Source organism: Microbulbifer pacificus (assembly GCF_033723955.1).
GTDB classification, from domain to species: domain Bacteria; phylum Pseudomonadota; class Gammaproteobacteria; order Pseudomonadales; family Cellvibrionaceae; genus Microbulbifer; species Microbulbifer pacificus.
The window spans coordinates 471,107-484,507 of record NZ_CP137555.1; the positions used below are offsets into that span (position 1 = coordinate 471,107).

The window sequence follows — 13,401 nt, forward strand, 5'->3', positions numbered from 1 at the left end:
AATTACAGACACAAAAAAGCCCGCTCAAGGCGGGCTTTTGAGTCGTTGATTGCTCAACATGAATAATGGTCGGAGTAGCCTCGTAGAGCCTTGGCGCTAAAACCATTGATAAACCTCAATCAGATGGAAGCTGTGCAACTAAGTGCCGTCAAAAGTGCCGCTATAAATAAGATGGTTAACCCATTTAAATCGGCATTATTTAAAAAATAGAAAAAAATCTGGCAAATGCAACGTCGAATTCTCCGTGCCAAATCGTTTCACTGGGTAGGCGAGAAGACTTGAACGAATTATAACCAAAAAACGTGTACCGTTTGCCCCGTTCTACATAGCGTAAAGTCTTATTTACGCCATATAGAATTGGTTGCTATTTAACCAAATCAAGCCAATACCTGCTAACTATAGTTAAATAAACAATCACGCGAAATGGACACCTTAGCCACTAGCCAACTACTTCCGAGAACACACAATTCTCGAAACTAACTAATGATACAAAAGATACATGTTTCATTGAAAAAAACTATTAGCTATCGCCCCCTAAACTGCTTCCGAGAACCTGCAATTCTCGGAACTAAACTCTCTCTGATATAACCTGATCGCTTTATTACCAAGTTCCGCGAAGCCTTCTGCTCCATTTAGGCAGCGAACAACTTCAGAGCACGCTGGTTAAAACTTTAAGTCAAAAGACACTAGTAAGATCTGAAGCCTCCACTGCCTCATTTGCGACCACCGCATCACTCAGATCAATCTTGTTTCCTAGTAGTCCATCAAGCTGTAAGTCAAATGACTTAATTTCAGGGTGGAGGGCCATCGGAAGATAAACCTTTACATCTTTCTTCTGACCAATTCTGTAAACTCTATCAGTAGCCTGGGCTTCCTTTGCGGGATTCCAATGACGCTCAAGGTGTATAACATTGTTTGCACCTGTCACTGTTAAGCCGACACCCGCTGCTACTGGCGACATAATGATCACACCAAAACCAGGCCCTGTCTGGAAAGCATCTATGATCGACTTTCTCGTCTGGTCAGATTGTCGATTAGAAACTGCCTTGGTCTCGCCATTGATGATATCGACCTTTATTTTATAGAGAGAAGAGACCAAGACGCTGACGAAGCGTTGAATTGACTTTGTTGTCGCAAAAATGATGACCTTTTCTTTGTCCTTGCGAATCTCATCAAGTACCGCCAGCATGGATTCGATCTTTACTGAAGACCGTGCAAAGTCTAAAAGCCCTTTGAGATCCGATGGAATAGCCTCTTGAGCTAATAGACCATGGTGGATAGAGCTCACTTTCAGCTTGAGCAAGCTGGGCAGAACAACCCCTCGCCGGTCCTGTTCAGATGAATTTTTGACCGTAAAGAGAACATCTTCGTAGGCAGCCAGTTGACTCCCCTTCATAACTCCAGCGAGCACTGGCAGGTAATGAGATTTAACCGCAGTTTGGTTGCCAGTAAAAATCAACTTCTGAGGAAGGCCTTCTAAACGTTCCTCTTTGGTCCGGCGCAACATGTAGGCACCAACCTTATCCCTAAGCTGCTTGCCAACTCTTATCTTCACATCACGCTTATCTTCATCGGAAGCATCCAAAATCGGGGAGATGTATGCTTCCCGGAATGATTGCCAGGCACCCAAAAGGCCCGGAACTGCTGTATCCATGAGACACCAGAAATCCTTCAGTGAGTTCTCAACAGGAGTTCCACTCGCCAGCAACTTGAAATCAGACTTCAATGCTTTTGCCGCACGAGTCGCCAATGCGTTTGGATTCTTGATATTCTGGGCTTCGTCAAATGCGACCACACTCCAGTCAACACGGCTCAGTGAGAACTGATAGTCCCTGAGGGTTTGGTAGGTTGTTAACACCAGTCGTCCAGGAAGATCGAGTCGATCCGTCCCATATAACTTGCCAACCTTCAACGAGTAGCGAATCGACCCTAGATCCTCAATCCTTTCAGCCCCTTCAAACTCTTGAGACGTTTCTCTACCCGCGCCGGCAACCCTGAATTTCTTCAGATCTGCCCCGGTCTGTAGAGTCACAATATCCTCAAAAGGGGAACGGTGGAATGTTTCAAAGACTTCCGACTGCCAGTTTTCCAGCAGACTAAGGGGAGCCACAATCAGCACTGGCTTGCTCTGCTTACCTGCCTGCTGTATTCGCCTGAGAAACTCTGAGGTCGCTACGAGGGTCATATAGGTCTTACCTAGACCCATATCATCGGCCAATAACGCACCCGAGTCCTTGCTACTGGATAGCGCTGATTCCATATGCGCCAAGAGCCATCGAATACCCTCGTCCTGATGAGAGTAAGCGGTCCGTTTCAAATTACTCTTATCGTAATTCTGTCGCTCAGTATCGAAATTGCTAAGCTCTGTTTCTTTACAGAAATCCTCTTCCTCATCATTACTGCCAATTGCAATAACGACTTGATCAGAAGTCGCCCTCTGCAAACCTGGTGACAGAGAAGTCTCGTTGTCGAGAAAATCCTCTGTGGCAGAAAGCGCCTGAACGGACCGCTCCAATACCTGCTTAACGGCCTCTTCATCAGCAATATCAAACTTCCTGCCGTCGATCTCAACAACGCCAGCGCTATGCTTTTTAGCATCAGTCACACGCTGGAGAATTTCATCCAAAAGCTCTCGGCTTTTGGCTATTGCCGCTAGATTACCGGTTGGCTCGATAAGTTTACTTTCCGCATCGAACCAATTAGTTCCAGATTTCTCTACATCTCCAAAATATTTGTGCTCAAAGCGTTCAGCACCGAGGACTCGCAGCGAAAAGCCTGTATCAAGATCAATCATCGCTGCATTGAGATAGGCCGTGGGAGACTCGAAAAAAGACTTCACTTGGGACTTCGGAATGACCCGGTTGGTCAGTATCTCCTCTACTGCCTCAAGCCTCTCAGAATCTAATAGCACAAAGCGATTGTTAACCCGTAAAATCCCGCTTTCTTCACTGGGCTTTAGCTGCCCCAAGCGCCGTTTGATCTGTTCCAGATCAATACCGGGCCCAAAAGTTGGGGTTAGTACAAGATCTCCACTATCAAGTTCTTCAACTCCCACACCAACTGACTCAGGATTGACAAGATCGATCTGATTAAAATGGGCAAGGTCAAGGTCGACACCCGCTTTTTTTGCGGTTTGGAGCTTGAATATCAGCCAGTTGTTCTCATATTCGTTTCTCTCGGAAGGAGAAAGCTTGTCATGCTTTTCAAGGGCTTCGAGAGCAGACCATTGGGCCGGCGTGAGCCGATACTGCTCAGTTTCCCCCAAGAATAGGAATGGACCATGTAGTTTGAAGTAAGTTAGCTCCTCGCCACCTGGCATGAGAAGCGTTGTGGTAACACGGAATGATGACTTCGCCGAGCTTTCAGGGATAGCACACTTGAAAGCCCCGTTGAACTTCTTCGGCAGTCTGAACAAGGTTGAAAAATCATCATCTAAATCGCAGACTGTCGACGATGCCAGGGTAAATCCGTTGGCGTTTCGACAAGCCAATCCCTGCTCATGGAGACTCTTCAGATATGTGTACTTCATCCCAAAGATAGGGTTTTCTAACGAATATCCTTCAGGATCAGCCAGGCCGCGTTCTGTGAAAATAAAATCAAGTCCCTCAACCGGATCGACCCGCCAGATAAGTGACTCTTCTTCGTGACGGCCAGAAAATCGCTTGAGAAATTGCGCAATCCCCATCAGATCACCCCTACCTTCTGCTTAAATGCTCGATATTGATCCGGATGAATCAACTTCGCAGGTTCTGCCTTCACACCCTTATACTTTAGGTAAGCTATTGCTTTTCGTTGCCAGTTAAAATGGACATCGTGAGTCAACTCTAATACCTCTTCACTAGCACCATATTCACGGTGATAGTCGAACATCAACTGGCTACGAAGGTAGCTATCATCGATTGTACGGATATCGTAATTTCTAACTTTCTGGTTGCTCGGTAGCTTATCCAGCAGCTTCAGGCGGAAGCTATGGCTGCCTTCAATCATGTGAACTGAACCTGCTAAATTGAGGTAAATCATAGAGGTCTGGCGGGAGTGTACTCTCGTATAGGCAGGCAGCTCTTCTCTTTTGTACTGCCTCTTCAGGTAATGCTCAGCATAGTCGCCTAAAAATAGACGAGACTCAGAAACAACTCCGGATTCGAGCAGGCCTTCCATGAAGGCTTTCCGCGGCTTGAACATTCTCTCCATATCATCGATCTTGCCGTCACGCGCACTTTGCTCGAGCACATCGAGGAAGAGCTTCAAATCGAAGCGACTGAGCCAGCCCCTGACCTTGGAGACTCGCTCATCGCCAAGTAGTGACCACCACTTCTGGTAGCTAGGATTTGATCGGGGAACACGCGGATCACCTGCGATGGAAAGAATTGCATTCTGCCAAGCTTGACTAACCTCGCCCTGTGGGCTTCTGTCAATGAGGATTTCAAGAACCTCCAGGCCCAACAGTTTCCCAGGAATGTAATTCGAATTGCAGACCGAGGGCTTGACCACTTCCTGTAGCACCGGATCATTCTCACCAACAGGGATATTACGAATGGTTTCCAAGTAGTAGATGTTTTGGCATCGGCTCAGGAAAACGCCACCGGAAAAGGTGCCAAGGTGGTACCGCCTAATTAAACCGTCAAAGTCTATCTGTTGTTTCCGCGCAGCCTTTACCAGGCGATATGGCGCAAAAGGTGAAAATAGTTCGCCCCGGTGTTCAGCATAGACTGCCAAATCGGTCTGCCCTCCCCTTCGAGCCTGTGGGGCCAGTTGTTCTTGTATGAAGTCAGACCAAGCAGATAGCTCTTCTTCATTTGAAATACTATCAAAGTGATTAAAGTATGCCCGCACCAGCTGGAGGAGTGATAACTTGGTCATCGGCTCCCTTACCGCACGCATTCGACTCAAGCAGCCCGCTCCAACCCCCACACATCTAGCAAATTGTTCATCGCTGTAGAGTAGAAATGTGTACGCCCTGACGTGAAGCGTGTCACTGATTGCCCGGTGAATCGCGTCAATTTCCCGTACAGATGCTAACTTCCTCAATAATTCGCAGGCACGACGGAACCGGGGGGAGCTCTCGCCAGAGCCAGACCCGATTTCCTTCATCTTTTTTTCGGCTTTCCTAAGAGGAGCAAAGTCGTTCTCCGTCCACTCAGGCAGGTCAAATGCAAGTATTGGCAGCATGCTAGTTCAACTGAGCTTTGATTCTCTCAAAATCGGCCAAAGATGGCCTTTTGATTGTGAAACGGATGTCAATACGACGATTCTTCTTCAATGATTCCGGATTATCCGGATCCTCAACTGTATCCATTCGAGGCCGCGTCTCCGCGTAACCACTGACGGAAAACAACTTCTTATCGTCATGGTTGTAAATATCCTCAAGCCGTTGCCCCTCTGGAAGCATCTCATTCCAGAAACGCCAGACTGAGATCGCCCTGAAAGTAGAGAGCCCCCAATTCTCCTGAATGGCAGCATTTCGATATGGGACTTTATCGGTGTGTCCTTCTACAAATACTGTGTCCAGATACTTTCGCCGATCGTCTTTCGTAATCGCAATAAACAGTACCCTGCCGATCTCCAATGTCACTTGCTGGGAACGATCATCCTGCGGAACCTGATACTTACCGGAGCGAAAGGCAAGTACGTCCTCAGGGATCCGCAGCACGGTGTCATTCTCACTAATGGACACCGGTATGCCCTTATCGTTTAACTCCCTCTCGATTTCACGCAGCAAGTTCTCGCGAACCTGCTCAGCCTTTGCGATTTCCTGAATGGCCTCATCCCAGTCTTGGCGCTTTTGCATTAACTCGAGCACTAACGCAACTACCGCCAAAACAAAGATGACAAGGAGACCGGCCATGATGTCGGAGAAAGACATCCAGTATGGATTTTCCTCGTCCGCTGAGGATCTATGATGGCTCCCGTTAGCTAATCGCATGACCTACTTTACCCCTCACGCTAAGCTTTCCGTCAATTTCATCGACAAGCTCATTAATGGTGCTTACCGCATTGGTCATTGAAGATATGTAGTTATTTGTTTGTTCATTCCACGCAGACATACGATTCGATGTCTGTACTTGTACGGCGTCGGCATAGTCCTTAAGCGCGCGATTCATCCTCTCTTGCAGCTCAGAAACATGCTGCTTCATACTTTGCCCCAACGTATCAAAGCTCTCCTGAACTTTGCCTAGACCTGACTCAGCCATTTCCGCTGCAGACATCAAGTTATCGGTCGCACCACTCATAGTGACAGTGACCTGTTCCATTTTGTTTGACAGCGCCTCATAAGCTTTCAACACCGCCTCGTTTTGACTACTTATCCGTTCAAACTGATCAGCCGAAGTTTCCAGATGCTCTTCTAGGCTGTCGCTTGCCTGGCGTAGATTGGTCGACAACATGCCGAGCTGATTGGATGAGCCCTTCATGTCACTGGCTGCCTGCTGCATGGACTGAGTTGCTGCAACATGACTCTCAGCCAAACTCTTGAACCTTTCAACGAGATCATTTAGCTCTGCACTGATCGATTCATGCTGAGCTTGCTGAGTGTCCAGGGTTTTCTGTATACCCTCTGTCAGGCCATCTTGCGCACTGATAAAGCGGTTGAACTGAGCATCCGCGGCCTTCTGTGCCTGCTCTTCCCGCTCATGCTGCTTGGCCAAGTGGGCAGACATTGCCTCTTGTATTTCCCGAATAGCAGTCGCGTTGCGCTCGGTGAAGGTACCCATCTCCCCTTTTAGCTGCGAGGTGAATTCATTCAACCCAGAGACCATCTGTTCTGATGCCTGCCCCATGTCAGTAGCTGCACCTTTGAGCATCTGTTCCTGTGCTTTACCTGCATCGCCCACACCCTTGAGGAAACGCTCCAGCAGCGATTCCAGAGCCTTCTCCGAACCCGAATGTGCGTTCTGTACTAGCTGCTGAATCGCAGGCCCCAAGATGTTATTCAGACTTTGCTCCATACCGTCCCGAATCACCACAGAAGCTTTTTGCATCGCCTCCTGCATCTTGTGACCGATTTTTTCGTCAAGTTCTGCGAGCTTTTCCATGCTCTGACGAGAGAAATCTTCAATGTTAGACAAGCTTTGTTCCGCGGTTATGCGGGGGAATAGGTTATCAATCCGCGCTTGGAAACGGCTGATACGGGCCCGGATATTACGCTCAAGCAGCTTTTCATAAAGGTTAAATACCACACTAGTAAACACCCCCCACACCGAGGTCATAAAGGCGATCTTAGCGCCTCCGATCATTCCAAAAATGCCGTCACGAAGCTTATCCACATCGGTGGAAGATGTGTCTATATTGAGCGCACCTAGGCCCATGGTAAGGCCTGCGAAGGTACCGATAACACCGATGGCCGTCAGGAAACCTGGCACTGCCGCCAGTAGCCTGTTCTCTGTGAGGCTACGAGCAAGCGTATGTGTATTGAAAAAGTGCGCGGCATCAAGGGTATTGCAGAGCCGCTGCTTTTGGGGAACAGGCACGAGCGATTCATCGAACTCCCGCCAAAGATCACCGTAGCGAGCGCTTTGCATGGCTCTATTGGTAAGATCGCGACGTTGCTCTAGTAGGCTTTCTGGCTTTACTCCAGCCACAAGTGACTCGTAAAAAGCGAGCGCCTTTCGAGCAGACTGAAGCCTATTTAGTGCCCATCCACCGAAAATGACCGTAGCCAAAATGAGAAAAGTCACAAAGACCGCGCTAAGCCCCTCCGGGCTTGAGAGCCGCCCATCAAAAATGGAGCCAAATTGAGGCCACAAATTTCCGAGACTATATGTTGACTGCTCCATAATAAGGTACTACCTAGCCTTCTTTTTAACTTCGATTTACTCAGTTCTTAACCCAATCTATCGCACTTACGATACCCCAGTTCCCGGCGCTATTTGGTCGGCGCCATTTTGCCTTGGGCATGTCGCGCAGATATTTCAATGCTGCTTCGTAATCGGAAAATTGCTTCTCATCGCCCTTATCTCCGACGGTGTAGTGTCCTTTCCCATTACAAACTTCCGGTAAAAACCGGGAACCATCGCGGGCAATAGGTACGTAGGAAATACCCAGACCTACCCCATTAACTTTGCGACGCTCTGCGCCGCCATCGGGTGATGAAGAATTCTGATGATTGGTAGTCTTCATCAATATGCCGGCAGTACCTTCCCATCCTGCCGACCGATCGCTGACACTTTCCTTTTCGAACTCAACACGAGTAGCACCAATAGCGTTAACCGGCTTTTCCTGCGAGGTTTCAGGGTGCTCCCAGCTGATAGCCAGCTCACCGCAGGCAAGCTTTAGAAGGACCTGAGCTTCCGGATTCAATGTTACCCATGTCACTGCTCCACTTTTGTGGTGATAGGAGACCGGTTGATTCAGTGCCCGTATGTCTTCCAGCTTCCAGGCGAAGCGCCACTTGTAGTCGGCTCGCTTATAGACTTCAGGTCCTACCTGATGCTTATCCAAGCTCCGCTCCAGTTCTGCATCATTCAGATATTCACTAACCCCGGTAAGCCGAGCGATTCCGACGACTTGCCCAGAGCCCTTCTTTATCAGACCGAGCCAACCGCGATATTGCGTCTTGCGACTGCGAAGCTCCCAGGCTTTCTTACCCTGCAGTAGGTACGTAATCCAAGGCTCGTCGACGATCAGTGCTTTACTGATTTCCGGCATCGCTTAGCTCCCTCCCCGGTTGACCATTTATCGCTTACTACGTGAGACCAAAGGCCCCTCCCGATCCTCAGGTACTACTGGCAGCTCAGTACAGGACTCCGATTCCCTTATCGGTGACCGCAAAAGACCATCTGCGAGCGGAAATAACTTGATGCAGTGAGGACAACACACATCTTCCGCAAACCGAACCACAATCTTTTCAGACATAAACACACTCCTTCTTTGTCGATCTCAAGATCTATAACAATGAATGTGCCAACTCTGAAATTAACGTAACCCTTTGTTTTAGCGACATTTTTTGCGGGAGACTCATCAATAGAGCAGTCCGCAAATAAAGAATTAAGCAACGAAATAAAAAAATTTATGTACGCTGAACACGCGGACCGTATCGCTCTCATAGGGAAGACGGTGCAAGGCGCCAATCGTACAAAATATGTTCAGGCGCTAAGAATCAACTAACGAGAGGACATGAGAATCCCCCCGTAAAAGAAAGGGGGCAGGCAGCACAGAAGATGAGCCCATAATCGCTAAGGCTGGTGGGGACCTTTCAGGCCTATATCGCATCCTGACAATTGAGCGATCACATTTTGACCACATATCGCCTGATGCTTGCCTACAGAGGGGCTTTCACTCCCCTTTTCTTATTCTCAACGAAGGCCTTCTTTCGACCCTCAAAGACGATTCATGCGCCATTAATGTGAATTTAACATGTCGAATCATGTGATGGAATCGACATTCAGGCTGACCTGCCTACTTATGGGCAAAGAGGGGAAAAACAGTGGGATACAGGTTATTTATCAGCCGAAATGGACACAAAACGATCACCCGCTAAACTTAGGGAAAGTCTCCCCTGGTAAACTTGTCGGTTGAAACCATCCGGGGCTGGTGTCGTCCGCCCCGGTATCCATCCATCCAGACCACGTATCGACTATTGTCCGGACCAACACTGACATGGAAGGGGCGATGAGCTGAATAGAAATACAGACGGTCAAAGGGGGTGTTCGCCACAATCCAGCGCGCCACCTCTAGAGAGCTAACCCCAGCAACGAAACAGTCAACCGCTATACCTCGACGATCGCAGACGAGGCTACCCGTTCTGTTCAACTCCGAACCCGCGTGTTGGTCCCCGGATGGGGTGACATTTGGATATGGATTCTTCTTCACCTCCGCTAACAGGGCGGAAGAGCTAAACCCATAGGTCAGGTGAACCTTCCCGAATACCTCCGAGACCGGGTCTAGAACGTCCCTACAAATCTGCCGGATGGCATCGTAGGTTTCCAATTGCTCGGGGATATTGTGTACCCCAGAGCGCTTCCAAGAATCGCTGCATTCAAAGAAGTCGCGGTAGACGAAGAATTCACCGCAACGATCATCTGGATGGGGAAGTTGACCAGTTGTATCCATGTTTTCTCTCAAATATTTATTAGATACCTATAAATCGTGACGGCATCCACCAGCCAAAAAATGCCGAAAATAATAATCCAATTATCCCCAGGAACTTAAGCAAGTGAAGAGCTCAATATTGACTCCTGGTCCTTTTTGCTCACCCGCTTGTTCCGTTTCTTATCCTTTACGAAAAACTCGGTACCGCTCTCCGCCCGGCACTCAAACAGGTCAATCGCCTTGAACAACTCACTTAATTTCTCAAAGCCATAGTTTCTGTGGTCGAATGAAGCCTGGTTGTTGATATGACTGCCCACCTGCGCGAGGCTAGCCCATCCCTCATCATCCTCCACAGCCTCAATTGCCTGGCGCAGGAGGTTGATCAGCTTGGTATCTGACTTCAACTGAATACGTCGAACCGTATCGCAGATCTCTTCTTCAGAGTCCTTATCATCTAAAAACAAAAACTTAGAGCAGCAATTAACAAAGGCCTTAGGAGCCTTTCTCTCACCGAAACCGAGCACAGTCTTCCCTTCCGAAAGGGCCCGGTAAACCAACGGCGTAAAGTCACAGTCTGAGGACACCAAGCAAATCACGTCAATATCTTTCGTGTACAGGACATCCATGACATCAATAACCAAAGCGATATCTGTGGCATTTTTTCCCTTGGTCAAATCAAATTGCTGCATTGGCTGGATAGCATGTTCATGCAGAATTTCTGTCCAAGGTTTTAAATTAGAACTGACCCAGTTGCCATAGGCCTTTCGAACAATTACTACACCGTATTTCGCCAACTCCGATAAAATCTTGTCAAACTTGGATGCAGGTGCGTTGTCGGCATCAATGAAAACCGCAATTTTTTCCTTGTTCTTCAAATCTATATCCCTTATTTAAAAACAATCAGCCGAAACCCCAACAAATGTCTCGGTTACTCAATTGACCAATTATTGGCCATTGATGCGAAACCGCAATCAATCATGCGCACATTAAGCAGCTTCGAGAATCAACACTGGATCATTAAGGTTCGATTTCGCTGATCGTATGTATTCCGCGCCGTTAATTTTGCGCAGCGTCAGTGTTTGGATCAGCTCAGGAATCGAAGCCAAGCAGTCTTGGCTATCTCTTACTGATTGCACCAGCAATCTGGTACCTTCCAGATTCTTGCGCAGATCTTGCTCAGCACATGCTGAATTCGTCCAAGGTAGCTTTTTTGCCAATGCAATTGGACTCACAGGATCTAGAACAATGTTGAAATCATGAGACATTTTCTGGGCTGCGCCCATTGCCAAGTCCAGTCGTCCCATATGGAAGAACGCTTGCAACCTAGCCTTGAACGCAAGACAAGATAGCTCAAGAAACTGCTCGAATGACTCTTGTTCAAACTCATTACGAGACAAAAGATATTTTACTTCGCCAAGGTAGTACTGCGTCTCCCGCCCCAGGGTCTGACTTACACTATGCCACTCTAGCTCACCACCACCATTCGCCTCGAGCAGTGCGCCCTCCTCTACCGCAAAATTGACTTGCGCCAAATGCTCTCGAACCTGGCTGGCACGCATCTCGCCGATCGCATACAGGATGGACTCAGCCACGCCTTCAAGACTTTCCTGCAATTTCCTGATTCTGTTATTCAGGACGGCAAATCCTGCACAACTTATACCCAGCCCGGCGACCGTCGCCCCTAGATTGGCAAACTGCAATACCTGAAGCCCCTCAACCATCGACTTAAGTTGAGCTAGCTGTATATTGCTTCCAACCGAACTAACGGCTGTCAATGGCGACAATGCGCTACACAAGCCGGAATGTGCAAGATTACCTAGCACCCCAGTTTCCTGGACATGTGCCACTATCTGGCCACTTGATGAGTCTTTGATCAATGCACCAATACGAGTTAGGTTGCCCTGCTCAAGGCCGGCAATATATTTGGCGGGAACGTCAAAAGGGATAGGCATACTCACAACCTTCCTAAAGCATCGTTGGCGACATCATGAATATATTTTTGGAGATTCTCCACCAGCGAAGAACCAGCTCCATCGCCTAGAAATTGTAGGGTCAACTGCTGCCCGACACGATTACGAATCTTTTCTCGCAACTTGTCTTTTAGCTTTGCGCCTTTGATTACTCCGGTGGAGACCAGGACAGTACTGATGGCAAGACCGGAGAGCAATATCGGCCAGCTGATGGTCGTAACTCCGAAAACACCAAGCAATCCACCCGCCGATACCACTGAGGCAGCCCCAACCGACGGCACAGCCGCAACGCCGATACCCGTAGCGGCGGTAGGCAGCAATAGGTTCAAGATGCCACTTGACGAATCATCGAAAGCAGCCACTTCTTGACTAGAAAACCTCAACTGAGTAACCAGCGTGCTCTTCTGGCCTTTTTCTGCACGCAGAAGAAATCGCTTCACCTCCCTCTCCTGCCACTCTAGATAAAGCGGTTCAAGATGAGCCTTCGCGAATTTCTTGTTCAGCAACTCTCGGATACTTGCCTCATTCATGACAGTATCGAAAGTATTCAATAGCTGAGAAAATTCACTACGAAACTGCAATTCTGCGTCTTCCGTGAATTGATCACGCCAGTCCAATATGGCACGCCGAACATCGATACTAGTTTTTCTTTCGGAATTGGATTGATGCGAAGACGGAAGAATTTTTCGCTCGGCACCGGACGGCGCATCGCTGGAAAGAATTCTTTTGAAAAAATCCAACATGCTCAATGCTCTGTTGCAAGAAGTTATTATTTTATGGATCTATCTGTAGGGCGTTGCTATAGAAACTAGACTCTTCGATATTCCCCTGTGTCAATATTAACAATCAACCGGAGCAATTTTGTCGGGTGCTTGAATACTGCTTCATTGCCGTTAACCGCAATCAACTTCCAGGCTTTTGCTGCTTTCTCAATCACTTCAGCAGCTTTGCATTTCAGCAAGTTTTTCAGCTCCGCTTCCGGATCAAACCCGTTAGCTATTGCGACATCCACGCCAGCTGCCAGCAATGCAAACCACTCGTCGGCCTGCTGCTCGAAGGAAGTGATCGGGTAGACCTTCTCCTCGAAGCGCTTGATCGTCCACTTTTCTGCCGTCGGATCGACGGGCTCGAGCAATATGACATAGCCCGGCTTTCCGGATCTAATGGACTCGATATGCTGGATGCGTTCTCCATAACCAGGGCTGCCATAGTCGTCCCGGTCGCCCAGAACATAGACGCGGCGGCCGTCATACTCGGGGATCCAGCTGCGCAGAAAAACCGCGTGATCGTTCTCGGCACCCCATGACCACTGGATATTCTTCAGTGGAGCCTGGAGCACTCGTGCAAAATAGTCGCTGATATTCATTCTTTTTCTCTCGACAAAAATACACTAACTGCGAATTTG

The 13,401-nt window shown here is 48.3% G+C and carries 9 protein-coding genes; all 9 read right to left on the reverse strand.

Annotated features, from left to right (window positions below):
• Window positions 1–676: 676 nt before the first annotated feature.
• Entirely contained in the window at window positions 677–3,685 is a 3,009-nt protein-coding gene (locus R5R33_RS02080; protein ID WP_318954414.1) for a DEAD/DEAH box helicase, read from the reverse strand.
• Window positions 3,685–5,169 (reverse strand): EH signature domain-containing protein, encoded by a 1,485-nt coding sequence (locus R5R33_RS02085; RefSeq protein WP_318954415.1) that lies wholly within the window; start codon window positions 5,167–5,169, stop codon window positions 3,685–3,687. Before R5R33_RS02085 ends, R5R33_RS02080 begins: the two co-directional genes overlap by 1 nt.
• A gap of 1 nt (window position 5,170) precedes the next feature.
• Window positions 5,171–5,863 carry an OmpA/MotB family protein gene (locus R5R33_RS02090; RefSeq protein WP_318954416.1) on the reverse strand — a complete coding sequence of 231 codons (693 nt, stop codon included), beginning with the start codon at window positions 5,861–5,863 and terminating at the stop codon, window positions 5,171–5,173.
• Window positions 5,864–5,909: 46 nt separating this feature from the next.
• On the reverse strand, window positions 5,910–7,772 hold the full coding sequence (gene zorA, locus R5R33_RS02095) for an anti-phage ZorAB system protein ZorA (protein ID WP_318954417.1): 1,863 nt from the start codon (window positions 7,770–7,772) through the stop codon (window positions 5,910–5,912).
• A 40-nt stretch (window positions 7,773–7,812) separates the two neighbouring features.
• Window positions 7,813–8,643: an ASCH domain-containing protein gene (locus R5R33_RS02100; protein ID WP_318954418.1), complete on the reverse strand. Its 831-nt coding sequence runs from the start codon at window positions 8,641–8,643 to the stop codon at window positions 7,813–7,815.
• 1,499 nt (window positions 8,644–10,142) lie between these two features.
• Window positions 10,143–10,901 carry an NYN domain-containing protein gene (locus R5R33_RS02105; protein ID WP_318954419.1) on the reverse strand — a complete coding sequence of 253 codons (759 nt, stop codon included), beginning with the start codon at window positions 10,899–10,901 and terminating at the stop codon, window positions 10,143–10,145.
• A 111-nt stretch (window positions 10,902–11,012) separates the two neighbouring features.
• The gene (locus R5R33_RS02110; RefSeq protein WP_318954420.1) at window positions 11,013–11,978 is read right to left on the reverse strand and encodes a hypothetical protein; all 966 of its coding nucleotides are present in this window, start codon (window positions 11,976–11,978) and stop codon (window positions 11,013–11,015) included.
• A gap of 2 nt (window positions 11,979–11,980) precedes the next feature.
• Window positions 11,981–12,739, reverse strand: coding sequence for a hypothetical protein (locus tag R5R33_RS02115; RefSeq protein WP_318954421.1), 759 nt, complete (start codon window positions 12,737–12,739; stop codon window positions 11,981–11,983).
• A gap of 65 nt (window positions 12,740–12,804) precedes the next feature.
• Window positions 12,805–13,362 carry a hypothetical protein gene (locus tag R5R33_RS02120; protein WP_318954422.1) on the reverse strand — a complete coding sequence of 186 codons (558 nt, stop codon included), beginning with the start codon at window positions 13,360–13,362 and terminating at the stop codon, window positions 12,805–12,807.
• Between the last annotated feature and the right edge of the window lie 39 nt (window positions 13,363–13,401).

Bases quoted from the DNA above. Each gene is read 5' to 3' on its own strand.
- zorA (WP_318954417.1), bottom strand. From the start codon at position 7,772: ATGGAGCAGTCAACATATAGTCTCGGAAATTTGTGGCCTCAATTTGGC.
- R5R33_RS02085 (WP_318954415.1), bottom strand. From the start codon at position 5,169: ATGCTGCCAATACTTGCATTTGACCTGCCTGAGTGGACGGAGAACGAC.
- R5R33_RS02115 (WP_318954421.1), bottom strand. From the start codon at position 12,739: ATGTTGGATTTTTTCAAAAGAATTCTTTCCAGCGATGCGCCGTCCGGT.
- R5R33_RS02110 (WP_318954420.1), bottom strand. From the start codon at position 11,978: ATGCCTATCCCTTTTGACGTTCCCGCCAAATATATTGCCGGCCTTGAG.
- R5R33_RS02080 (WP_318954414.1), bottom strand. From the start codon at position 3,685: ATGGGGATTGCGCAATTTCTCAAGCGATTTTCTGGCCGTCACGAAGAA.
- R5R33_RS02120 (WP_318954422.1), bottom strand. From the start codon at position 13,362: ATGAATATCAGCGACTATTTTGCACGAGTGCTCCAGGCTCCACTGAAG.
- R5R33_RS02100 (WP_318954418.1), bottom strand. From the start codon at position 8,643: ATGCCGGAAATCAGTAAAGCACTGATCGTCGACGAGCCTTGGATTACG.
- R5R33_RS02090 (WP_318954416.1), bottom strand. From the start codon at position 5,863: ATGTCTTTCTCCGACATCATGGCCGGTCTCCTTGTCATCTTTGTTTTG.